This is a genomic window from Kineosporia mesophila (genome assembly GCF_021129235.1).
In the GTDB taxonomy this organism is placed as follows: Bacteria; Actinomycetota; Actinomycetes; order Actinomycetales; family Kineosporiaceae; genus Kineosporia; species Kineosporia mesophila.
In genome coordinates this window covers 155,610-178,305 of the sequence record NZ_JAJOMA010000005.1, presented here as the reverse complement: position 1 = coordinate 178,305, position 22,696 = coordinate 155,610, and the positions used below count along the sequence as shown (strand labels likewise).

At 70.5% G+C, this 22,696-nt stretch carries 18 protein-coding genes; 10 read left to right on the top strand and 8 right to left on the bottom strand.

The window, feature by feature from the left end; all coding sequences use genetic code 11:
* Positions 1-54: 54 nt before the first annotated feature.
* The gene (locus LR393_RS09145) at positions 55-1,713 is read right to left on the bottom strand and encodes an FAD-dependent oxidoreductase (RefSeq protein ID WP_231483137.1); all 1,659 of its coding nucleotides are present in this window, start codon (positions 1,711-1,713) and stop codon (positions 55-57) included.
* Between the two features lie 262 nt (positions 1,714-1,975).
* On the opposite strand from LR393_RS09145, the gene LR393_RS09140 reads away from it, so the two are divergent.
* Positions 1,976-3,847, top strand: coding sequence for a hypothetical protein (locus LR393_RS09140; protein ID WP_231483136.1), 1,872 nt, complete (start codon positions 1,976-1,978; stop codon positions 3,845-3,847).
* 181 nt (positions 3,848-4,028) lie between these two features.
* Here the strand turns inward: LR393_RS09140 and LR393_RS35125 are convergent, their stop codons facing one another.
* Entirely contained in the window at positions 4,029-6,212 is a 2,184-nt protein-coding gene (locus tag LR393_RS35125) for an acyltransferase family protein (RefSeq protein WP_331282930.1), read from the bottom strand.
* Positions 6,213-6,351: 139 nt separating this feature from the next.
* Here LR393_RS35125 and LR393_RS09125 point away from each other — a divergent pair, with 139 nt between their 5' ends.
* From LR393_RS09125 to LR393_RS09105, 5 genes are read left to right on the top strand one after another with little or no spacing between them, the layout of a single operon-like run.
* Positions 6,352-6,618: a hypothetical protein gene (locus LR393_RS09125; protein WP_231483135.1), complete on the top strand. Its 267-nt coding sequence runs from the start codon at positions 6,352-6,354 to the stop codon at positions 6,616-6,618.
* Positions 6,618-7,634 (top strand): FAD:protein FMN transferase, encoded by a 1,017-nt coding sequence (locus LR393_RS09120; RefSeq protein WP_231483134.1) that lies wholly within the window; start codon positions 6,618-6,620, stop codon positions 7,632-7,634. Before LR393_RS09125 ends, LR393_RS09120 begins: the two co-directional genes overlap by 1 nt.
* Entirely contained in the window at positions 7,631-8,200 is a 570-nt protein-coding gene (locus tag LR393_RS09115) for a ferric reductase-like transmembrane domain-containing protein (RefSeq protein WP_231483133.1), read from the top strand. Before LR393_RS09120 ends, LR393_RS09115 begins: the two co-directional genes overlap by 4 nt.
* Positions 8,201-8,202: 2 nt before the next feature.
* Positions 8,203-9,456, top strand: coding sequence for an NADH-ubiquinone oxidoreductase-F iron-sulfur binding region domain-containing protein (locus tag LR393_RS09110; RefSeq protein ID WP_231483132.1), 1,254 nt, complete (start codon positions 8,203-8,205; stop codon positions 9,454-9,456).
* Positions 9,453-9,662, top strand: a complete 210-nt coding sequence (locus LR393_RS09105; protein ID WP_231483131.1) for a ferredoxin — start codon at positions 9,453-9,455, stop codon at positions 9,660-9,662. Before LR393_RS09110 ends, LR393_RS09105 begins: the two co-directional genes overlap by 4 nt.
* A 48-nt stretch (positions 9,663-9,710) precedes the next feature.
* Here LR393_RS09105 and LR393_RS09100 read toward each other — a convergent pair whose 3' ends face one another.
* Positions 9,711-10,793 carry a hypothetical protein gene (locus tag LR393_RS09100; RefSeq protein WP_231483130.1) on the bottom strand — a complete coding sequence of 361 codons (1,083 nt, stop codon included), beginning with the start codon at positions 10,791-10,793 and terminating at the stop codon, positions 9,711-9,713.
* Positions 10,794-11,044: 251 nt separating this feature from the next.
* On the opposite strand from LR393_RS09100, the gene LR393_RS09095 reads away from it, so the two are divergent.
* The 4 genes from LR393_RS09095 to LR393_RS09080 all read left to right on the top strand — a co-directional run bounded on the left by LR393_RS09095 (position 11,045) and on the right by LR393_RS09080 (position 14,971).
* The gene (locus tag LR393_RS09095; protein ID WP_231483303.1) at positions 11,045-11,938 is read left to right on the top strand and encodes a sulfurtransferase; all 894 of its coding nucleotides are present in this window, start codon (positions 11,045-11,047) and stop codon (positions 11,936-11,938) included.
* A gap of 78 nt (positions 11,939-12,016) precedes the next feature.
* Entirely contained in the window at positions 12,017-13,000 is a 984-nt protein-coding gene (locus LR393_RS09090) for an ADP-ribosylglycohydrolase family protein (protein ID WP_331282932.1), read from the top strand.
* 96 nt (positions 13,001-13,096) lie between these two features.
* Complete coding sequence (locus tag LR393_RS09085) at positions 13,097-14,443, top strand: DUF6745 domain-containing protein (protein WP_231483128.1); 1,347 nt, start codon at positions 13,097-13,099, stop codon at positions 14,441-14,443.
* Between the two features lie 39 nt (positions 14,444-14,482).
* Positions 14,483-14,971 carry a hypothetical protein gene (locus tag LR393_RS09080; protein ID WP_231483127.1) on the top strand — a complete coding sequence of 163 codons (489 nt, stop codon included), beginning with the start codon at positions 14,483-14,485 and terminating at the stop codon, positions 14,969-14,971.
* Positions 14,972-15,038: 67 nt separating this feature from the next.
* Here the strand turns inward: LR393_RS09080 and LR393_RS09075 are convergent, their stop codons facing one another.
* The 5 genes from LR393_RS09075 to LR393_RS09055 all read right to left on the bottom strand — a co-directional run bounded on the left by LR393_RS09075 (position 15,039) and on the right by LR393_RS09055 (position 22,688).
* Entirely contained in the window at positions 15,039-17,567 is a 2,529-nt protein-coding gene (locus tag LR393_RS09075) for a DEAD/DEAH box helicase (RefSeq protein WP_231483126.1), read from the bottom strand.
* Between the two features lie 21 nt (positions 17,568-17,588).
* Positions 17,589-18,377 carry an SDR family NAD(P)-dependent oxidoreductase gene (locus LR393_RS09070; RefSeq protein WP_231483125.1) on the bottom strand — a complete coding sequence of 263 codons (789 nt, stop codon included), beginning with the start codon at positions 18,375-18,377 and terminating at the stop codon, positions 17,589-17,591.
* A gap of 120 nt (positions 18,378-18,497) precedes the next feature.
* Positions 18,498-21,041: an ABC transporter permease gene (locus LR393_RS09065; RefSeq protein WP_231483124.1), complete on the bottom strand. Its 2,544-nt coding sequence runs from the start codon at positions 21,039-21,041 to the stop codon at positions 18,498-18,500.
* 2 nt (positions 21,042-21,043) lie between these two features.
* The gene (locus LR393_RS09060) at positions 21,044-21,820 is read right to left on the bottom strand and encodes an ABC transporter ATP-binding protein (protein ID WP_231483123.1); all 777 of its coding nucleotides are present in this window, start codon (positions 21,818-21,820) and stop codon (positions 21,044-21,046) included.
* Positions 21,821-21,953: 133 nt separating this feature from the next.
* Positions 21,954-22,688 carry a response regulator gene (locus LR393_RS09055; protein ID WP_407937303.1) on the bottom strand — a complete coding sequence of 245 codons (735 nt, stop codon included), beginning with the start codon at positions 22,686-22,688 and terminating at the stop codon, positions 21,954-21,956.
* Positions 22,689-22,696: the final 8 nt, after the last annotated feature.

The window sequence follows — 22,696 nt, the reverse complement described above, 5'->3', positions numbered from 1 at the left end:
TGCCCAGAACCGAAGTGAGGACGCCCGCCCGAGGCGGGTGGGCGTCCTTCATTTCTAGGGGTGGGCCAGATACTGATGGACGAGGGACACAGCCATCGCGCCCTCGCCGACGGCCGAGGCCACCCGCTTGACCGAGGTGGACCGCACATCCCCGGCCACGAACACGCCCGGGATGCTCGTCTCCAGCGGGAACGGGTCGCGGGTGGGCGCCCAGCCGGCCGGGCGGTTCCCGGCGTTCAGCAGATCGGTGCCGGTGAGCAGGAACCCGGCCTCGTCACGCTCCAGCTCGTCGGGCAGCCAGTCGGTCAGCGGGGCGGCCCCGATGAAGACGAACAGGTGCCCGCAGTCGACATCCTCGGTGGTGCCGGAGACGTTGTCGCGCAGCACGATCTTCTGCAGGTGCCCGTCACCGTGCACCGACGACACCTCGGTGCAGGTGCGCACCTCGATGCGGTCATTGCCGCGGATCTGCTGGATCAGGTAGTGCGACATCGAGCGTTCCAGGTCGGGCCCGCGCACGGCGAGCGTGACCTTGGCGGCCTGCCGGGAGAAGAACATCGCGGCCTGACCGGCCGAGTTCGCCCCGCCGATGATCACCACGTGCTGGTCGGCGCAGGCCTGCGCCTCGGTCGCCGCCGAGCCGTAGAACACGCCCTTGCCCACCATGTCGTCGGCACCGTCGGCCCGCAGCCGCCGGTAGGAGACACCGGTGGCCAGCAGCACGGCGTGGGCGGCCACCCGGCGCCCGTCGTCCAGCTCGACGACGCGCTTGGGGCCGTGCGTCTCGAGGCCGACCACCCGGCGGGCGGTGAGCAGCTCGGCGCCCAGCCGGCTGGCCTGGCGCCGGGCCCGGTCGGTGAGCTGGCCCCCGCTCACCCCCTCGGGGAAGCCCAGGTAGTTCTCGATGCGCGAGCTCTGCCCGGCCTGGCCACCGGTGACCCGGCCCTCGACCAGCACGGTGCGCAGGCCCTCGGAGGCGCCGTACACCGCGGCGCCCAGCCCGGCCGGCCCGCCGCCGACGATGATCAGGTCGTAGAAGTCCTCGGCCGGCGTGGTGGACAGCCCGATCTTGTCGGCCACCTCGCTGAGCGAGGGGTTGAGCAGCACGTCACCGCCGGCCGTGAGCAGCACCGGCACGTCGGCCTCGCCTGCGCCGGCCGCCGCCAGCAGCTTGCGGCCCTCCTCGTCCTCCACCGTGTACCAGTGGTAGGGCATGCCGCTGCGGGCCAGGAAGTCACGCACCTCGTAGGCCTGCGCCGACCAGCGGTGACCGATGATCCGGGTGGACTCGATCTCCGGATCGCCCGCTGCCGCCCAGGTCTCGAGCATCGAGTCGACCACCGGGTAGAGCTTCTCCTCCGGCGGTTCCCACGGTTTGAGCAGGTAGTGGTCGACATCGACGACGTTGATCGCCTCGATCGCGGCGTCGGTGTCGGCGTAGGCGGTCAGCAGGGCCCGGCGGGCACGGGGGAACAGGTCCATCGCGCGCTCGAGGAACTCGATGCCGTTCATCTCCGGCATCCGGTAGTCGGCCAGCAGGACCGCCACGCGGTCACCGCGCAACCGGATCTCCTGCAGGGTTTCCAGGGCCTGCGGGCCGGAGTCGGCCCGGACCACACGGTACTGTTCGGCGTAGCGACGGCGCAGGTCACGGGCCACCGCCCGGGACACCGAAGGGTCGTCGTCGACCGTGAGAAGGATCGGCTTGCTCACCGGCTGAAGCTCCTCATGGGTGGGGGATTCGAGCCTAGTTCGCGCATCGGCACCGGACCAGGCTTTACGCCCGTGGCGCAGATCCCCCGAACGTCGCGCAGAGTGGGAATTGCTCACTCGCGGTTCGTTACGTGATTCGTTACGTGATGTGACCCGCTTTGCCCTCCTGGCCGCGCGCGTGCTCGACTAGTCTCTAGCGCTTGTATAGCCCGGTCCGTTCTGGCGCGTTCCGGGCCATTGCCTGAACCGACAGGAGTACCGCGTGACCGACTGGGACCCTTCTGCCGTGGCCGCCGCGCTACGTACGGAGAACCGGTTCTCCGGGGGCTCGGTGGTCGGGGTGCTGGCAATCGGTCACTCCCAGACCCGCATGTGGGTGCTGGAGTCCGCGTCACTGATGGAAGACGCGTCTGTCCACGGTGGCGGCCGGGTGTCCGGCAACCCCGTCATCCTCGCCGAGAGCCGGCTCGACAACATCGGCGGCGAGCTGTTCGACCGGATGCTGTTCGAGCGTGCCACCGAGCGGATCACCGGGGTCCCGGGGGCGGACGACGCCCTGGCCGGCCGGCTGCGCGAACCCGTGGGCGAGCCCTGGCGCGGGTTGCAGCAGCGGCTGTTCCTCCAGGTGCGCCGCGCCCGTGAGGAACTCACCGCCTGGCACAGCGCCACGGTCGAGATCGACGGCATCCCCGGCCTCACCCCGGACGGCCCGCTGCGTCTCGACCGCATCGAGCTCGACAACGCCCTGCGCCGGCAGGTGCTGCAGATGGCGCGCACCCTGCAGTCCACGATCGAGTCGTCGGGTCATCGGCCGGCCACGCTCGACGGCATCTACCTGCTCGGCGACGCCCGCATGCCACTGATCGTGCGCTCGGTCTACGACGTGCTCGGGGTCAGCCCGACGATGCTGGGCCAGGACCCGTCCGCCGCCCCCGGCCTCTCCAAGGCCGCGACGCGCACCGCGGCGGGGCGCATCGCCACGGGCGGCCCGGGTCAGCCGGCGTCACCGGCCGAGGGGCTGAGCCTGCGGCCCACCCCGAACGCGAAGGGCAAGAACGGCAAGGTCGTCGCCGGCTTGACGACGCCGCCCGCACCCGTCGAGGTCGGGTCGCCGCCGTCGTCCTCGACCCCCGAGCACTACCTGACGCCGGGCAAGAACGTCGAGGCGGCCCGGCCGGATCCGGAGCTCACCGACACCGGGTCACTGCGTCTGCTCGGTCACCCGGGCGACGGGTTCGACGTCGAGGCGGCGAGCGCGAGCGCGGCGCAGAAGAACCGCCGTCGCCTGCTGGTGCCGGCGGCCGGGGGCGCAGTCGTGATGGTGGCCGCCTCGCTGATCGTTGCCGGGCTGGTGCACAACAACACGCTGCCGAGCCCGACGAAGACCGACCGGGTGCAGGCGGCCTCGGCAACCATCACGCCCACCACACCCCCGGCCACGCCGACGCCGTCCCTCCTGCCTCCGGTGGAGAGCCTGCAGGCACGCACCGTCGGCATCTCGATCGCCCTGAACTGGGCCGAGGTGCCCGGGGCGGAGCAGTACTCGGTGTACCGCGACCAGGGCACCCAGGCCGAGGAAGTACGCACCGCGACCACCCCGAAGCTGGCCGACCGGCCCGGCGACGGCCGCGTCCACACCTACACGGTGGTGGCGCTGGACGCCGACGAGGTCGAGGGTGAGCCCGGTGAGGCGGTCGCGGCCAAGGCCCCCACGCCGTACGGCAAGCTCCAGAACATCGCCAGTACGTGGACCGGCATCGTGCCCGTCCGCCCTGGGGTCAAAGGCAGCTCCGGCCAGGTCTGCCGGGCGAATCCGGGCAAGGCGGCGGGCGCGACCGGGAGCATCGTCTGCCGGTATCCGGGCAAGCTCACGCTCACGGTGTTCGACTACAGCTCCGAGGCCGCGACCGGCCGCCGGTACAAGGCCCTGCGTGCGATGAAGGGCGTCGCCGCCGGCGGCTGGAAGGCGGAGGGTGACACCGGGCGCCTGCTCGTCGGGGGCCGCCGGAACGCCCCGTGGCGCTGGTGGACCTACGAGTCCGCCCCGACCACCGTGGTGCAGGCGAACTGGCCGGGTCACACCTCCACCCAGCTGGCCGCCTGGGCGAAGAAGCGGATGCCCTTCCATAACTGAGGCGGTCGGCCACCCGCGCCCCTGGAGGCCACCCGCGTCCCCTTGCCCGCGTCCGTGACCCCCTCTTTTCTCCGTGATCATGCAAAACCTCCCCGGTGTTCTAGAACTGTGAGACCGAGAGTTCTAGAACTCTGGGGAGGTTTTGCATGATCACGGACGGGGTGTTGGGGGTGTCGGCGCTTCAGTTCTTCAGTTCTTCCAGGAGGAGTGGGGCGAGGGCCTTGGCGTAGGGGCCGGTGATGTGGTTGTCGTCGCGGTAGACCAGCGTGTTGCCGACCACCACCGGGCAGCTGATGGCGGTGCAGAACCAGGGGGTGGGGTCGACCACCCGGGCGCTCGCCGACCGTACGGCCCGGGCGATGGCGGTGCGCTGGGGTGTGCCGGTCGCCCGGTCGGACGACTGGGCGCAGGCCTGGATGCTCTTCGGGTTCAGCGAGAGGCACTCGGGCACATCGGTCTTCGCCCTCGGGGTATCGGCCAGGTAGACCACGTCGGTGCCCCCGGTGCGCAGCATCGAGACGGTTGACGCCCAGCCGGTGGCCCAGGTGCCGTCCACGTCGGAGGGGGATCCGATCAGGTCGAGGTGGTCGGCGATCGAGGTCGTCACCACCAGGTCCGGTTTCAGCGCGCGGATGCGGTCGATGCTGTCCGTCCGCCAGGTGTTGCAGGTGCGGTAGTCGCCCCGGAACGTCTCGGCGTAGGTGTGCACCTGCGCGGGGGTGCACATCACCTTGGTGAAGACGGCCAGGCGCCAGTGAGCCTTCTGGGCCAGGGCATTCATCGCCGGGTACCACTGGGCGGCGTGGGAGTCGCCGAAGAGCACCACGGTCTTCCTCCCTGGCCGTGGGTTGCCCAGTGATTCACAGCGTTTCGGCGTGCGCAGGGCCTCCACGGCGACGAAGCAGCCGTTGTTCGAGATCGCGGGCTCGTCGCCGGAGGCCTTGCGGAGCGGGGGTTCCAGGTTGCGGGGGAGCACCGTGGTGCGGGTGGCGATTTCCAGTCGGCGGGACAGCTGCTGGTGGCGTTTGGAGGGAGGGCCCTGCAGGTTCAGGCCCGCGGCCAGCCCTTCCCCCTGGGTCTGCCGGGCGGGCAGGGCCGGGGCCAGCACGGCGAGGGCGATGGTGACGGCGGTCAGCGCGGCGGCGAGAACCCCGGCCTGCCCCGGCTGAGCCCGGAGCTGCTCGTGGTGCCGCAGCGGCTGCTCGACCAGGGCGTACCCGGCGCAGGCCAGGCCCAGCGCCGCCAGGGCGACGAGAAGCTTTTCGTAGGTCGTAGTCTCGCGCTCCAGGAGATAGGGCGCGATGACCAGGGCGGGCCAGTGCCAGAGGTAGATCGAGTACGACCGGGCCCCGATGAACTGCAACAGGGGCAGCGACAGCACCCGCCCGGATCCGGTCCGCCCGGCGACGATCACGGCCATGGTGCCCAGCACCGGAATCGCCGCGTGCCATCCCGGGAACGGTGTGGAGCTATCGAAAGTAACCCCGGCATAGGCAATAGCGCCCAGTCCGCCCCAGCGCAGAGCGGCCGTGACCGGGGCCCCCTGAGGTGTGCCCCTCGTCCCCTGTTCGTGACCAGGCGAACCGGCCCCGTCGACCGTTCTGGAACTCCGGGGAAACCTTGCCTGATCACGAAATATCTGGGGGGCGATCAGGGCCAGGAGGGCTCCGGACCCCAGTTCCCAGGCGCGGGTCGGGGCTCCGAAATAGGCTGCTACCGAGTCGGTCCGGCTGGTTGTCAGGGAGGCGGCGAAGGAGAGGGCGACCAGTGTTGTCAGGAGGGCCACGAAGGCCGCCCGGCGCCGCAGCAGCACCAGGCAGATCAGGGCGAGCAGGGGGATGGTGAGGTAGAACTGCTCCTCCACCGCCAGTGACCAGAAGTGCTGCAACGGGGAGGGGGAGGCCCCGGCCGAGCGGTAGTCGTTGCCGACCTGGATCAGTCGCACGTTGAGCACGTACCCGGCCGAGGTCACGGCGTCCCAGGCGATGGCCCGCAGGCGCAGCGGTGGCAGCCAGATCCAGGCGGCGACCAGGGTGCACACCAGCACGAGGTTCGCGGCCGGCAGCAGGCGCAGGGCCCGTAGTGCGTAGAAGCGGCCGATCCGTAGCCGCCCGGTGTCCGCGACCTCGCGCGCCAGGTGCGAGGTGATGAGAAACCCGGAGATCACGAAGAAGACGTCCACCCCGACGTAGCCACCGGTGAAAGTCGTCACACCGCAGTGGTAAAGCACCACCAGCAGGACAGCCAGGGCGCGCAGGCCCTCGATGTCCGTACGGAAGCCCGGTCGGGGCACGGGTCTCGGGTCGTCCGTCGTGGTGATCCGCAACCCCCGCGCCGGGACCGCTTCGATCTTGACATTACTCACCCGGTTCGGATCGGCACCGGAAGGTGCCCACTGGCGTCCGCCGTTCGGCCCAGATCGCTTACAGCTGATCCTCAGACAGCGCGCCGAACCCTCCCAGCCAGGCGGCCCAGAGTTGAGCCAACGACCTGGAGGAGATCCGATGAACGCTCGCGACACCGCCCGCCGCACCACGGCGGCCGTGACCTCGGGCCTGGCCGTGGCCGCCCTTGCCACCACCGCCACGGTGGCTCTGGTGGTGGCCCGCGCCGACGGCGCCGACGCCACCACGACGACCACGACCACGTCCTCGGGTGATTCCTCCAGTACCGACACCAATGACCAAAGTCAGTCAGACACCGGCAGCTCCGGCAGTTCGGGCATCAGCCCCGGCAGCGGTTCCGCCGACGCCACTTCTGGAGGTTCGTGATGCCCCTGCTGGAGACCCTTCCCGTGCGTGACACCGTGCGTCAGTGGCCGGTCTGGAGCACCACGGCCCGTGTCGTCGTCACCGATGCCGCGGTCGCCGACGAGGCCGAGGAGATCGTGCGGGAGCAGCTGAACGAGGTCGACGAGGCCTGCAGCCGGTTCCGTGACGACAGTGAGATCGCCCGGATCCAGCACCTTTCCACCGGTCACCGGCCGGTCACCGTCTCCCCGCTGCTGGCCGTGCTGCTGGGGGTGGCCCTGGACGCCGCCCGGAACACCGACGGCGACGTCGACCCGACCCTGGCCGACGACCTGGCCGCGCTGGGCTACACCGAGGACTACTCGCTGATCCAGGCCCGGGCCGGCCGGCTGAACATCCCCATCACCCTGAGCCGCCGCGTGCGGCACAGCTGGAAAGACCTCGACCTGACCGGCCGCCGGCTGCGGATGCCCGCGGGGGTGCGTCTCGACCTCGGTGCCACCGCCAAGGCCTGGGCCGCCGACCGCGCGGCCCGCAGCCTCGCCGACCGGTTCGGTGTGGGCGCCCTGGTCTCCCTCGGCGGTGACATCGCGACGGCCGGACCGGCCCCGCAGGACGGCTGGCAGGTGCTCGTGCAGGACGGTGTGAACGAGCCGGCCGCCCGGGTGGGCCTGGACGGCGGTACGGCCGGCCTGGCCACCTCCAGCACCGTGAGCCGGAACTGGCGCAACGGCACCCGCGCCGTGCACCACATCCTGAACCCGGCCAGCGGCCTGCCCGCCGAGCCGGTCTGGCGCACCGTCTCGGTCGCCGCCGGCACCTGCCTGGAGGCGAACACCCTCTCCACCGCGGCGATCGTTCGTGGTGAGGACGCCCTGCACTGGTTGCGCGGGCAGAGTCACCCGGCGCGGCTGGTCGCGGCGGACGGTTCCGTGACCACCCTGAACGGCTGGCCGACCGAGGACGTCGTCCGGATCGATGCCGAGCAGGTGCACGAGATCCACCTCCCGCACGAACATCTGACGAGCGCGGCATGAGCACGGATGCCCTGTGGTACCTGGCCCGGGGCAGCGGCGTGGTGAGCCTGATCCTCTTCACCGTCGTCGTGGCCCTGGGCATCGGTACCCGGTCCGGTCGCCCCTTTGCCGGGATGAACCGGCTCGTGGTGGCGTCGGTGCATCGCAGCGCGGCCCTGCTCGCCCTCGTCTTCCTGGTGATCCACGTGGTCACCCTGCTCTTCGACCCGTACGCCCAGCTGAACCTCGTCGACGTGCTGCTGCCCTTCGGCTCCGGCTACCGCCCCTTCTGGGTCGGCCTCGGCACCCTGGCGCTCGACCTGGCCCTGGCCGTCACGATCACCAGCCTGCTGCGCGACCGCATCGGCCTGCGCGCCTGGAAGGCCGTGCACTGGCTCGCCTACGCGATGTGGCCGATCGCCCTGGTGCACGGCATCGGCTCCGGCACCGACCGCAGCACCCTCTGGCTGCTCGCCATCGACGCGGTCTGCGTGGTCAGCGTGATCGCGGTCGCCGTCAGTTCTCACCCGGCTCTGAAAGCCACCAGCGCCCCGGCCGCCCCGAAGACCCTTGCTTGGAGGGAGTAACGATGACCATGACCGCCATGACACCGGCCCCGGGGCTGAAGATGCCTCCCGAGGGAGCACGACTCTTCGCGGCTCCCGACCCGAGTCAGGCCACCCACCTGGCCACCTACGGCGTCATCCCCGACGTCACCCCCGCCCAGCTGCTGGAGCAGGTCCGGATGTCCGGGCTGACGGGGCGTGGCGGCGCGGGTTTCCCCACGGCCCGCAAACTCGAGGCCGTGACCGGCCGGGCGGTCGTCGTGGCCAACGGCGCCGAGGGCGAGCCGGCCAGCCGCAAGGACGCCGAACTCCTGCGCCGCGCACCACACCTGGTGATCGACGGGATCGAGGTCGCGGCCCGCATCACCGGCGCCCAGGAGGCCTACGCCTACGTGCGCGCCGAGGTCGTGCCCAACCTGCGGCAGGCCCTGGCCGAACGCCGGCCCACCGTGAAGATCACCGTCGTGGCCGCCACCGACGCCTTCGTCAGTGGCCAGGAGACCGCGGTGGTCAGCCGCCTCAACGAGGGCCCCGCACTGCCCCGGTTCAGCCGCCACCGCATCTTCCAGCGCGGCATCGGCGACCGTCCCACGCTGGTGCAGAACGTGGAGACCCTGGCCCACCTCGGCCTGATCGCCCGGTACGGCGGCGTCTGGTTCGCCAGCACCGGAACCCCCGATTCCACCGGTACTTTCCTCACCACCGTGCACCCGGTGACCGAACCCCTCACCACCGCGCCCACGGTCTGGGAGGCCGCCCACGGCCTGTCGCTGCGGCAGATCCTCACTCCCGCCGCCGGTCGGCCGGTGCAAGAACTGCAGGCCGTCCTGATCGGCGGCTACCACGGCACCTGGGTCCCGCTGCCCGTCGCGCTCGACGCCCCCCTGTCCACCGCCGGGCTGGAGCAGTACGGCGCCGGTCTCGGGGCCGGGGTGCTGATCCCGCTCGCGAGCACGGCCTGCGGCCTGGAACTCACCGCCTCGATCGTGGCCTACCTGGCCCGGCAGTCTGCCCAGCAGTGCGGCCCGTGCCAGTTCGGCCTGCCCGAGCTGGCGCAGAACTTCACCGCGCTCGCCGCCGGCCGGGTCGGTCGCGGCGGCGTGGACGCCGTCCGGCAGTCCGCCGGTCTGGTCGAGAACCGCGGCGCCTGCAAGCATCCGGACGGCACGACCCGTCTGGTGCGCAGCGCTCTGCGGGTTTTCGAGAAAGACGTGACGCTGCACGAGTACGGCCGCTGCCTGGCCCGGATCGGCGAGCCCTACGGAGGTGCGCGGTGACGCGTGCTCTGATCGTCGACTGGACGGCCTGCGAGGGCCGTGGCCTGTGCGCCGGCCTGCTGCCCGAGGTGCTCACCCAGGACAAGTGGGGTTATCCCCAGAACCTCACCCCCGGGCCGATTCTGGTGCCGGACGAACTTCGGGGGCCGGCCCGGCAGGCGGTGCGGATGTGTCCCCGCCTGGCTCTGAGACTGGAGTCGGAATGAACGAATGGGGGACGCCGCCGGCGTCCCCCATTCGTTCGTGCCCAGGAATCAGGTGAGGCGCTTGAACGTGGCCGAGCCGACCGCGCCGCCCTGCGGGTCCACCACGAGGCGGTAAGCCCCGTCGGCCGGCGGGTAGAACGGGCACTGGACGGCGCTGTTGGTGAGGGCGCAGAAACCGATCAGCGTGTCGCCGGCGGCCGGGAAGAGGAACAGGTAGGCCGAGCCGTTCGTGCCCCAGTTCGCCGCCGAGACCGAGATCGGCAGCTCGTCACCGGCCTCGCCGTACACGCCGTAGATCGCTCGCGATCCCTTCGCCGTGATCGACGCCGTGACAGCGGTGTTCGTCTGGAGCTGGCCCTTGTTCTGGTCGGCCGCCACGGCCAGGGTCAGGCCACCGACCGCGCCGGCGTCCGGGTCGACCACGAACTTCCAGTAGCCGTCGGCGTTCGGGGTGAAGTCGAAGTACGTGGGCGCGCCGGCCAGGGGCACCGTGTCGACCAGTACTCCGGTCGGCGTGTAGATGTACCCGTTCGCGGTTCCGCCCGTACCCCAGCCCGAGGCCGTGACGTCGAGGCTGATGTGGGCCTTCTCGGCCGCGACGGCCTTGAAGTAGTAGACGATGTTCTGGCCCGGCACGGTGGTGGCGGCCGGGGTCGCGGTGTTCACCGCCAGGGTGCCCTTGTCCACGTCGTTGGCGAACGTGAAGGTCGTGCTGCCAGTGGTTGTCGGGGTCCCCGGCGACACCTGGAGCTTCCAGATGCCGGTTGTGTTCGGGGTGAAGTCGTAGAGCGCCGTCCTGCCCGAGGCCGCCACCCAGGAATCGGCGAGCACGTACGTGGTCTTGCCGTTGGTCGTCACCGGTACGTAGAGGAACAGACCGGCGCTGCCGTTCGCGCTCCAGGTCGAGGTGCTCGTGGAGAAGGTGACGTGCTTACCCTTCTCGGCCGCGAAGGTGTACGAGACCTGGCGGTTCGGCACGGTGATCGACGTGGTCACGGCAGTGCCGCTGACCAGGGCCCCGCCGTTGACGACGTCGGCCGCGGCGGTGTCGGCCAGGGCCAGCCCGCCGAGTGTCAGTGCGCCGGTGGCGGCTGCGATCACGACCCGGCGCAGCAGTCCGTTCTTGTTCATGGTTCCCCCCATGCAATGTGGCCCCGCGCGGTCCGACCGCGACGTGGCGAGAGCGCTCAGCCCGCAAGGCTTCACACCTGCCGGACCCCCATCCGGCAGATTCGTCACAATAGTGGTACGACGAGTCAGCTCTCCGTGATTGACGCCGCGCCACGCCGATCTTGGGAATGTTCACCGGCCCGATCGAGATTGTCCCTGCTGGCGGTGGGGATAGTCTCGCTGTCAGTGACCAACCGAAGACGGAGAGCATGATGACCTTGCCTCACGACACTGACCCGAAGCTGGCCGAGTACGCCCACCCGGAACGGCTCGTGACCACCGGCTGGCTGGAGAAGCATCTCGGGGAACCGGGCCTGGTCGTGGTGGAGAGCGACGAGGACGTGCTGCTGTACGAGACCGGTCACATCCCCGGTTCGGTGAAGGTCGACTGGCACACCGAGCTGAACGACCAGGTCACCCGCGACTATGTGAACGGTGAGCAGTTCGCCGCGCTGCTGTCGGCCAAGGGCATCGCCCGCGACACCACGGTCGTCGTCTACGGGGACCGCAACAACTGGTGGGCCGCCTACGCCCTCTGGGTGTTCACCCTGTTCGGTCACGAGGACGTGCGTCTGCTCGACGGTGGCCGCGCCGCCTGGATCGCCGAGGGCCGCGACATCACCGACGTGAAGCCCCCGGTCACCGCCACCGACTACCCCGTGGTCGAGCGCGACGACACGAGCATCCGGGCCTTCAAGGACGACGTGCTGGCGCACCTTCATCAGGAAGGGCGGCCTCTCGTCGACGTGCGGTCGCCGGGGGAGTACTCCGGCGAGGTCACCCACATGCCCGACTACCCCCAGGAGGGTGTGCTGCGCGGGGGCCACATCCCGGGCGCGGCCGGCGTGCCGTGGGCGCGGGCCGCGGCCGACGACGGCCGGTTCCGTCCGCGCTCCGAGCTCGCCGCGATCTACGAGCAGGAGCAAGGGCTCTCGAAGGGCGACGACGTGATCGCCTACTGCCGGATCGGCGAGCGCTCCAGCCACACCTGGTTCGTGCTCACGCACCTGCTCGGGTTCGAGAAGGTCCGCAACTACGACGGCTCGTGGACCGAATGGGGCAACTCGGTGCGGGTTCCCGTGGTGCGGGGCAGCGAGCGCGGCTGACGTCTCACACTTAGTTCGTGATCACGCACAGGAGGCCGGGTTGTCATGATGGGTGCCCGACCCCTGTGAGGAGCCGTCCTGAACACGTTCGAGAACCGCATCGCCGGAGCCCTGCTCGGCGTCCACGCCGGTGATTCCCTCGGTGCCAGCCTGGAATTCATGACCTTCGAGGCCGTGCGGGCCGCCTACCCCGACGGTCTGCGCGAGATCGTCGGCGGTGGTCCGTTCGACTGGCCGGCCGGGCACGCCACCGACGACACCGACCTCACCCGCGCTGTGCTGCTCGCCTACCTGGAGCCGGGCGACGACCTGGTCCGCACCGCCGGTGAGCACATGCTCGACTGGTTCGACGGCAACTGGCCCGGCCGCACCCCCGGCAGCCGCCCGTTCGACATCGGCGGGGCCACCACGACCGGCCTGACCCGGTTCCGCGAGACCCGCGACTGGCGCCGCGCCGGGTCCGGGGCCGGCAGCGCGGGTAACGGTTCACTGATGCGCTGCATCCCGACCGCTCTGGCCCGGCCCACCGCCGATCCGGCGCTGCGGGCGGGGGAGGCCACGGCGATCTCGGCGATCACCCACGACGACCCGCGGTGTGTGCACGCCTGCGTCGCTTACACCGAGATCGTGGTGGCGCTGCTGGCCGGGGAGAGCCCCCGCGAGGCCGCCGGGGCCGGGCTGCTGGCCATGCAGGCGCTGCGCGGCATCGATCCGGAAGACGGTGCCGCGGCGGTGGAACTGGCCATCGGTCAAGGGCTGGACATCGACCTGGAACAGGCCGTGGACCAGGGTGACGCGGGGCTGGCCCACGGCGGCACCGGCTACGTGCTCGACTCTCTCGCCCTGGCCGTCGCCGCCCTCGTCGACCCGCGCCCGGCCGTGGACTCACTCGTCGACGTCACGCGCCTCGGTGGTGACACCGACACCAACGGCGCGATCGCCGGAGGCCTGCTGGGAGCCCGCGACGGTGTCTCCGCATGGCCCGCGTCGTGGCTTTCGCAGTTGCAGTTCGCTCCCGAGTTCAGGGCCGCGGCCAGCACCTTTGCCACTTCCGGCGGATAGCGACCGGAACGCTGGGTGCCCTCGGGGTACCCAGCGTGGGCAACGGCGGCGATACTCGTGACAGACGCCAGCTCGCCCTGAGGGGGAGGGTCACGGATGCCGGACAGGACTCCCGAGGTGGACGACGCGGCCTTCGTGTCCGCGTTCGTCGAGCGCTGGGTTGCCGGAAGTCTCGACGTCACCCCGCTGACCGAGGCCGGCCGTCGCCAGGTCGAGGCGTCACTGGCCGCGCTGCACGAGGGGCTCGGGCGGCGCTGGCACGGCAACGTGGTCTGGGCACGCTCCCCTCAGGAACTGCGGCGGGCCCTGGAGCGGGCCCCGGCCCTGATGCGCCGGCCCTACCTGGCGTCGCGGACCGAGCGTCTCGCCCGGCTCACCCGCATCGGCACCGGGCTCAGCCAGGGCACGATCGTGCTCGGCTACGCCGTCATCGCCACGATGATCACGTTTCTCCCCTCGTACTACATCGGTTCCCTGATCAACTCGCTCGGCGGCCGCCCGCTCGGCCCCGGCGGCCTGGTGACCGTCGTCGCGATCGCCTCCGGGTTGGCCGGGCTGTTCTCCGCCCTGGTGCTGAGCCGGGCCGCGCTCAACTCCGCCCGCCAGGTGTTCGCGCCGATCGGTGACGATCTCGACCAGCGGCTGCGGCCTTTCCTCGCCCGGGGGCGCACCGGCCTCCTCGACATCGGGGATCCCGTGCGCCGCGCCGTGGCCGGGCTCTGGGACGAGCGACTGCTGGAGGGGGCCTGGACCGAGGGCACCCCGGTGCGGGGCTTCCACCGCGACGGGGTGCTCCACGACCGCGGGGCCGTCGGCGCCGCGCACCAGGCCGCGCAGCTCGAGGCCGGCCACAGCGACACCGATCCGCGGGCCCGGGCTGTCCTGGCCGGTCTCGTCGGCGTGCGCCGGGCCCTGGTCTGGGTGCCCTACGCCTGGCTGACCGTGGTGCTGGAACCCCCGGTGCAGATCCACACCGAGAAGGCCGGCGACGGCGTGCGGCTGCACCGCGACGACGGCCCGGCGCTGGTCTGGGCCGACGGCCAGGCCGAGTTCTGCCTGCACGGCGTGCGGATCCCGGCCGCGCTCGCAGCCCGTGAGCCCACCGTGCGAGAGCTGCACACCGAGCGGAACTCCGAGGTCCGGCGGGTGCTGATCGAGAGGGAGGGCTGGGAGCACTACGTCACCCGGGCCGGGCTGCACCTGGTCAGCAGCTCACCCGATCCCGGCAACCCCGGCCGCGATCTGCGGCTGTACCGCACCCCACCCCGGGTGTTCGACTCCGACCGGCTGCTGCTCATGACCAACGGCAGCCCGGACCGCACCGGCACCCTCCGGCACTACGCGGAACTGGTGCCCGGCACCCTTGACGACCCGGTCGAGGCGGCCGCCTGGCAGTACGGCGTACCGGCCGAGGTGTACCGCGAACTGGCCCGCAGAACCTGACCGTCATCGGCCCCCGAGAAACCCGAGAAGGAGCACGACATGCACACATACGGCTCGGCGCTCGCGCTGATCGGCGTCAGCGTGCCCGACCACCTCCAGGCGGGGGCCGGCGTGCCGGTGCTCCAGGCGCCCCAGGCCCAGGGCGATCTCCTCATCGTTCCGGTGGCCGATCCGGAAGGCCTGGACCGGTGGAAAGACGTCACGGACGAGGGGGAGCAGGTGGTGCACGGCGAGGCCACCGGCAACACCCATTGGCTGCACCGCGGTTTCGGCTCACCGGGGGTGCGTTACGCCCGGCCCGGCGCCGACGAGCCGCTGGTGGCTTGCTACGTGCGGGTACCGCCGGGGCAGAGCGCGCTGCTCGTGCACACCGACGAGCACGGCGCCAACGGCATCGGCGCCGGTACCTACGAGATCCGCCGCAAGCGCCAGTTCGTGCGAACGGAGGCGGAACTCAACACCAACCCGATCACCCGGGGCCTGACCGGCCGCCCCGATGCCAGCGCCTGGGACCTGGTCTGGGACTAAACCCCTTCGTGATCATGCAGAACCTCCCCGGGGAGGTTCTGCATGATCACGAACAGAGGGTCTGTGTCTACTGGTCGCTCAGTGGCCCGACGTCGGTGATCGTGATCACCGCGGTCCCCGCCTCGTTACTGGCCGCCAGGTCGATGTCGGCACTGATCGCCCAGTCCCGGTCGCCCGCCGGGTCGTCGAGGATCTGGCGTACTTCCCACTTGTTCGAGAGCTCTTCGATCTGCAGCATTTTCGGCCCGCGGGCATCCGGCCCGGTGCCGATCGAGTCGTACTCGTCGAAGTAGTCCTCGATCGCGTCCTGCCACTCGTCGGCGTCCCAGCCGGCCTCGGCGTCGAGCTCTCCCAGCGGGAACCAGGCCCGCTTGGCGAACAGCTCCACGCGGCGGAACATCGCGTTGCGCACGAGAACCATGAAGGCCCGGCGGTTCGCGGTGACGGGCGGCGGTCCGGTGGGGACCGGTGGACGCGTCGGGTCGAGTTCGTCTTCCGGGTTGCGCAGTGATTCCCACTCGTCGAGCAGGCTGGAGTCGGTCTGGCGCACCAGCTCGCCCAGCCACTCGGTGAGGTCGGTGATCTCCTCGGTGCGGGCGGCCTCGGGCACGGTCTGCCGCATCGCCTTGAACGCGTCGGACAGGTAGCGCAGCAGCGTGCCCTCGGACCGGGCCAGCTGGTAGAAGTTGATGTACTCGCCGAACGTCATGGCCCGCTCGAACATGTCCCGCGCCACGGATTTCGGCGAGAGCTCGTGGTCGGCGACCCACGGGTGACCGGCCCGGTAGATCTCGAAGGCTCCGTCCAGCAGCTCTTCCAGCGGCTTGGGCCAGGTCACCTCCTCGAGCAGCTCCATGCGCTCCTCGTACTCGATGCCCTCGGCCTTCATCTCGGCCACCGCCTCGCCGCGGGCCTTGTGCTGCTGTGCCGACAGCACCTGGCGCGGGTCGTCGATGGTCGCCTCGATCACCGAGAGCACGTCGAGCGCGTAGGTCGGCGCGTCGCGGTCGAGCACCTCGAACGCGGCCAGCGCGAACGGCGACAGCGGCTGGTTCAGCGCGAAGTTCGCGGGCAGGTCGACGGTGAGACGCACGGTGCGGCCGAGCTCGTCGGGGGTCTCCAGCTTCTCCACCACGCCCGAGGTGAGCAGGGCCTCCCAGATCGCCTCGGCCTGATCGAGGTGACGCTGGCGCGAGGCCGGGTCCTCGTCGCTCTCTTCCAGCAGCTTCTGCATGGCCGAGTAGGCGTCGGCCGGGCGGGCCAGCACGTTCAGCACCATCGAGTGAGTCACACCGAAGCTCGAGGTCAGCGGCTCGGGTGGGCTGGTGCTCAGCCGGTCGAACGTGGATCGGCTCCAGGAGACCGAGCCCTCCGGCGGCTTCTTGCGCACGATGCGCTTTTTCTTCTTCTCGTCGTCACCGGCCCGGGCCAGCAGCCGCTCGTTCTCCACCTCGTGGTCGGGCGCCTGGATGATCACGGTGCCCGCGGTGTCGAACCCGGCCCGGCCCGCGCGCCCGGCGATCTGCATGAACTCGCGCACCTTCAGGTGCCGCTGGCGCACGCCGTCGTACTTGGACAGGCCGGTGAACACCACCGTGCGGATCGGCACGTTGATGCCCACGCCGAGCGTGTCGGTGCCGCAGACCACCTTCAGCAGACCGGCCTGGGTGAGCTGCTCGACCAGACGCCGGTAGCGGGGCAGCATGCCGGCGTGGTGCACGCCGATGCCGTGCCGCACCAGCCGCGACAGCGTCTTGCCGAAGCCCGCGTTGAAGCGGAAGTCGCCCAGAGCCTCGGCGATCTTCTCCTTCTCGGTCTTGGACGCCATGTTGACGCTCATCAGCGCCTGAGCCCGCTCCATCGCCGCGGCCTGGGTGAAGTGCACGACGTAGACCGGGGACTGCTTGGTGCTCAGCAGCTCGGTCAGCGTCTCGTGCATCGGAGTGGTGACGTAGGAGAAGAACAGCGGCACCGGGCGCTGCTCCGAGCTGACCGTGGCGGACGTGCGCCCGGTGCGCTCGGTCAGCGCCTTCTCGAACCGGCTGACGTCACCCAGAGTGGCCGACATCAGCAGAAACTGCGCCTTCGGCAGTTCCAGCAGCGGCACCTGCCAGGCCCATCCCCGGTCCGGGTCGGCGTAGAAGTGAAACTCGTCCATGACGACCTGGGCGATCGGCGCGTCGGCCCCCTGCCGCAGGGCCAGGTTCGCCAGCACCTCGGCCGTGCAGCAGATGATCGGGGCGTCGGCGTTCACGGCGGCGTCGCCGGTCATCATGCCGACGTTGGCCGCCCCGAACGTCTCGATCAGGCTGAAGAACTTCTCCGACACCAGAGCCTTGATCGGGGCGGTGTAGTAGGTGCGCTCACCGCGGGCCAGTGCGCTGAAGTGCGCACCCATCGCGACCAGGCTCTTTCCCGAGCCGGTCGGCGTGGCCAGAATGACGTTCGAGCCGGAGACGATCTCGATCAGCGCCTCCTGCTGCGCCGGATAGAGCGTGAGCCCCCGCTCGTCCGTCCACTCGGTGAACGCCTCGAAGATCTCGTCCGGGTCGGCGTCGGGGCCAGGATTCTTGGGCAGTCGGTCCAGGAGCGTCATGATCCGGTCATTCTTTCACTGTCAGACCGTCTGCACAGATCCGGAGTCGACGCGGTAGTTGCTGCCGTTGACGAAGCTCGCCCGCTCGGAGCACAGGAACGTGATCACCGAGGCCACCTCGTCCGCCTCACCGCGGCGCTTGAGGGCCATGCCCGGGCGCTCCTCGTCGAGGAAACTCTTCACCGCCTCATCGAAACTCGTACCGTTCTCGTCCGCCCGCTTCTTCATCATCTTGTCGGTCATCGGGGTGTGGATGAAGGCCGGCGACACGGTGTTCACCAGCACCCCCTCCGGCCCGTAGGTCTTCGACAGGCCCTTGGCCAGCGTCACCACGGCCGCCTTGGCCGCGCAGTAGGGCAGCTCGTCCACGTACGGCTGCACGGCGTCCTCGGAGGCCAGCAGGATGATCCGGCCCCAGCCGGCATCACGCATCGGCTGCACGAACGCCTTCACCACCCGCACCGAGCTGAAGAAGTCGATGTCGAAGGTCTGCTGCCAGCCGTTCTCGTCGATCTCGTGGAAAAGCCCCTGGGCGCCGGTGATCCCGGCCGCGTGCACGAGGATGTCGGGTGAGCCCAGCTCCGAGTTCACCCGGTCGCGTAGACGCGCGACGTCATCGGGCCGGGTCAGGTCGGCGGGAACGGCGATGACGTCGCCCAGTTCGGCTGCCGCCTTCTTCAGGCTGTCCGGGTCGACGTCGGTGATCGCGACCCGCACCCCCTCGTCCAGGAGCTGCCGGGCGACCGCGCGGCCGATGCCCGAGTCCGCGCCGGTAATCAGGGCCTTGCGTGCAGAAATCTTCAGATCCATGCCAGCGACGCTAAAACGCATCCAGTCGCTGCACCTTTCGAGAAGGCCGCACCACCGAATTGAGGACGAAGGTGAGCTTCCGGCCGGAAGCTCACCTTCGTCCTTCATCAAGTTTTCGGATCAGGCGGCCGCGATCGCCGCCACCGGGGAGATCCGCGCCGCGCGCCGCGACGGGAGCACCGAGGCCAGCGCACCGGCCACCGTGGCGACCAGCAGGATGGCCAGGACCTGCATCACCGGGACGGCCATGTGCACGCCACCGGAGTTGCCGAGCGCCGCCCTGACCGCCAGCACGCCGTAGACCGAACCCAGCACCACCCCGATCGCCGCCGCCACGCCGGCGATGAGCATCGCCTCCCAGAGCAGCATCCAGCGCAACTGGGCCCGGGTCAGGCCGAGAGCCCGCAGCACCCCCGACTCCCGGCGCCTCTCCAGCACCGACAGGGCCATCGTGTTGCCGACCCCGATGATCGCGATCACCACGGCCACCGCCAGCAGCCCCAGCACGATCAGCAACAGGATGTCGATGAGCTGGTCGAAACTCGCCCGCTCGTCCGCCGAACCGCTCAGCACACTGTCGGGGGCGACGTCGGCCGCCGCGTTCGAGACCGCGTCGAGGGCCTCACCCCGCTCGTCGTTGTCCAGGTCGTCGGCCAGACGCGCCCAGACCTGCTGAAGTCCGGCCGTCGCATCCAGTTTCGCCAGGTCGGGGGTCGAGATCCAGGGACCGTCCATGGCCGAGCCGACCAGGTGGGCCTTCAGCGTGAGGGTGCGGCGGCCCGCCGAGATCTCGACCGGCCCGCCCTCCTTGATCCCGTAACCGTCCTCGTACCAGGTCGGCAGGCTGATCGTGCCGTTCGCCGGCACCCGGCCGTTCTCGTCGGCCCGCAGCACCTTGCCGGCCCGGGCCGGGTCGATGCCCAGGACGGAGCTCTCCTCACCGTTGATCTTCACGGTGCTGCCCGGCACCCCCATCGTCGAGGTCACGTCGCGGACGCCGGAGAGCGTGCCGATCAGCACGGCGGGCAGGTCCTGACCGCCGCCGTCGCTGACGATGACATCGGTGGGGTAGTTGTCGTCGATGGCGGCGGACGCGGAGGCCCGGGTGGTCGCGGCCCCCACCACCATCGTGGTGGTCAGGGTGACGCCGATGATCAGGGCGGTGGCGGTGGCCGCGGTGCGCTGCGGGTTCCGCGTGGCGTTCAGTGCGGCCAGCTTGCCGGGCACCTGCCCGAGCGGGCCGACCACCCGTCCCACCAGGGCGACCGCCAGGGGCACCAGCCAGCGGGCCAGCAGCAGCACGGCCAGGAACGTGATCATGCCGCCGGCCGTGGCCAGGAGCAGGTCGCTCTCCTTGCCGCCGTACCAGGCGATCGCGATCCCGGGCACGGCCAGCAGCACACCCGAGATCCGGCGGAACAGCCCGCCCCGCGTGGTGATCGGGGCCATGTCCATCGGGCGCATGGCGGCCAGTGGGGCCACCTTCGTCGCCTTCCGGGCCGGGGTGAACGCCGCGATCATGGTGACCACGATGCCGACCGCCATCCCGATCAGCACCGGCATCAGCTTCACGGTGACGCCGGCCAGTGGCACCGGCGAGTTCTCGTAACTCGACCCGATGGCGGAAACAGCCGCTGCGAGACCGATTCCGGCCACCACCCCGAGCAGCGAGGCGATCACACCGATCACGAACGACTCCACCAGCACGCCACGCCGCAGCTGCTTGCCGCCGGCGCCGATGGCCCGCAGCAGCGCCAGTTCACGCACCCGCTGGGCCAGCAGCACGGCGAAGGTGTTGGCGATCACCAGGGCGCAGACGAACACCGCGATCGCGCCGAACACCAGCAGCACGGTGGCCAGTTCGGCGTTGTCCGAGGTGAGGTCGTTGGCGATCGACTCGGACTGCTCCTGGCCGGTGCGCACGCTCAGGGCCTGCGCGGCCCTGTCGTCCCGCAGGGCGTCGCGGATCTGCTGGGTGAGCTGGTCGGAGCCCACTCCGGGGGCCGCCTCCACCCGGATCGCGTCGACCTCCTGCGCGCCCCAGGCGGTGGCCTGCGGCGTGGTGGCCCAGAACTGCTGGCTGCCGATCGAGGTGATGCCCGACGAACGGTCGGTGATGCCGGTGATCGTGGCGGTCACGGTCTTCGTGTCGCCCTGACCGTTGCCCGACCCGTCGTCGTCCGTGGGCTGGAGCTGTAGTTCGACCGTGGATCCGACCTCCAGGTTGCGGCCCGGGGCCGCCACCACCTGGTTCGGTCCGTCCGGCCAGGTGCCCGATTTCAGCTTCTGCCAGCGCAGTTCGCCGTCGCCCAGGCTCTGCACCTGGGCGTAGCGGTAGCCCTGGCTGCCGGGCAGGCGGGCATTGACGTAGGCACTGAGGTCGAGGGCGACCCCGGCGACACCGGGCAGCTTCTCGATCTCCTGGCTGATCCCGGTCATGGCGTCGGCGTCGGGCATCTCGCCGGTACTCGTCTGCCAGTCGTAGGCCACGACCGCGTCGGTGTTCACGAACTGGCTCGAAAGGGCCCCGAAAACGGTGTTCCTCGAGGTGTCGTTGAGAACGAGGGTGGCCACGACGAACCCGACCGCGATGACGATCGCGAGCACGGTGGCGACCAGACGGTGGGCCTGGGTGCGCAGCTGCGCGAGGCTCAGTGAGAGCATCGTCAGTCTCCCAGGTGACGCAGCGCGTCGAGCACGCTGTCGGTGGTCGGGGCCACTAGTTCGCCGGCGATCGACCCGTCGGCCAGCATCACCACGCGGTCGGCGTAGGAGGCGGCGACCGGGTCGTGCGTCACCATCACCACGGTCTGCCCGGTCTCGCGAACGCTCGAGCGGAGCATGCTCAGCACCTCGGCGCCGGCGGTGGAGTCGAGATTACCGGTCGGCTCGTCGGCGAAAATCACGTCGGGGCGCGGCAGCAGGGCCCGGGCGATGGCCACGCGCTGCTGCTGGCCGCCGGAGAGCTCGCTCGGGCGGTGGGTCATCCGCTGCCCCAGACCCAGGCGATCGACGATCGAGTCGTACCACTGCGGGTCGGGCTTGCGGCGCGCCAGCGTCATCGGCAGTTCGATGTTCGCCTGGGCGTTGAGCGCCGGGATCAGGTTGAACGCCTGGAAGACGAAACCGATGCGGTCACGCCGCACCCGGGTGAGTTTCGTGTCGTTCATACCGGTCAGCTCGGTGTCGCCGAGCCACACCTGCCCGGCGCTCACCGAGTCCAGGCCGGCGAGAACGTGCATGAGAGTGGATTTCCCGGAACCGGACGGTCCCATGATCGCCGTGAAGGCCCCCTTGTCGAAGCTCACGTCGACCCCGCGCAGGGCGGGCACCGCGGACTCCCCGCGGCCGTAGACCTTACGCACACCCTGGGCTCGCACCGCAGACTCGCGGGGCCGCACGGGCTGGGTCTGGGATGCAGGCTGGGCTGCTGTCCAGGACATCGCTTCTCCTCCTCAGGCATGGTGTTTCGACTGAGGAAGACGCTATGGGGGCAGGTGGTACCGGCACATCGCGCGGCGGGATGATCCGGGGGTATCAGACCTTGGTCTGACACCCTTCCTCCGCGAGGAGGGTTCAGGGGCGCACGACACCCAGCTGGTAGGCCAGCACCACGATCTGGACCCGGTCGCGGGCAGCGGTCTTCGTCAGTACCCGGCCGACGTGGGTCTTCACGGTGGCTTCGGAGACCACGAAGTACCCGGCGATCTCGGCGTTGCTCAGGCCGTTGGCCATCAGCACGAACACCTCGTACTCGCGGGGCGTCAGGTCGGCCAGCACGCGGGGCAGCGGGTGCTCGGGGTCACCGGAGGGCGGGGCCTGGAGCAGGGCCGTGCGGGGGTCGGGGGCCGTGGGCGTCCAGTGCGGGTTCACCACCGGTGGTGGTGTGGGCAGGCCGGGCTGCGGGGCGACGCCGAACACCTCCTGGCTCCGGCCCTGGGCCAGGATCGGGCCGATGTGGTGCAGCAACTGCCGGGTCGAGCTGGCCCCGATCACGGCGTCACCGGCGAACACGGTGCGCAGCGCGCCCAGCATCTCCTCGGGCGGCGCGTCCTTCAGCAGGAAGCCGCTGGCCCCCGCGCCGATCGCGCTCATCACGTACTCGTCCAGGTCGAAGGTGGTCAGCACGACCACCTTCGGCGCGTGCGGCAGTTCGACGATGCGCCGGGTGGCCTCGATGCCGTCCATCTTCGGCATGCGCACGTCCATCAGCACCACGTCGACCTCGGTACCGGCCAGCCGGGTCACGGCCTCTTCCCCGTTGGCCGCCTCGACCACCACCTGGAGGTCGGGCTGGGAGTCGATCACCATCCGGAATC

Bases quoted from the DNA above. Each gene is read 5' to 3' on its own strand.
- LR393_RS09125 (WP_231483135.1), top strand. From the start codon at position 6,352: ATGAACGCTCGCGACACCGCCCGCCGCACCACGGCGGCCGTGACCTCG.
- LR393_RS09120 (WP_231483134.1), top strand. From the start codon at position 6,618: ATGCCCCTGCTGGAGACCCTTCCCGTGCGTGACACCGTGCGTCAGTGG.
- LR393_RS09115 (WP_231483133.1), top strand. From the start codon at position 7,631: ATGAGCACGGATGCCCTGTGGTACCTGGCCCGGGGCAGCGGCGTGGTG.
- LR393_RS09110 (WP_231483132.1), top strand. From the start codon at position 8,203: ATGACCATGACCGCCATGACACCGGCCCCGGGGCTGAAGATGCCTCCC.
- LR393_RS09100 (WP_231483130.1), bottom strand. From the start codon at position 10,793: ATGAACAAGAACGGACTGCTGCGCCGGGTCGTGATCGCAGCCGCCACC.
- LR393_RS09095 (WP_231483303.1), top strand. From the start codon at position 11,045: ATGACCTTGCCTCACGACACTGACCCGAAGCTGGCCGAGTACGCCCAC.
- LR393_RS09085 (WP_231483128.1), top strand. From the start codon at position 13,097: ATGCCGGACAGGACTCCCGAGGTGGACGACGCGGCCTTCGTGTCCGCG.
- LR393_RS09080 (WP_231483127.1), top strand. From the start codon at position 14,483: ATGCACACATACGGCTCGGCGCTCGCGCTGATCGGCGTCAGCGTGCCC.
- LR393_RS09075 (WP_231483126.1), bottom strand. From the start codon at position 17,567: ATGACGCTCCTGGACCGACTGCCCAAGAATCCTGGCCCCGACGCCGAC.
- LR393_RS09070 (WP_231483125.1), bottom strand. From the start codon at position 18,377: ATGGATCTGAAGATTTCTGCACGCAAGGCCCTGATTACCGGCGCGGAC.
- LR393_RS09065 (WP_231483124.1), bottom strand. From the start codon at position 21,041: ATGCTCTCACTGAGCCTCGCGCAGCTGCGCACCCAGGCCCACCGTCTG.
- LR393_RS09060 (WP_231483123.1), bottom strand. From the start codon at position 21,820: ATGTCCTGGACAGCAGCCCAGCCTGCATCCCAGACCCAGCCCGTGCGG.
- LR393_RS09055 (WP_407937303.1), bottom strand. From the start codon at position 22,688: ATGGTGATCGACTCCCAGCCCGACCTCCAGGTGGTGGTCGAGGCGGCC.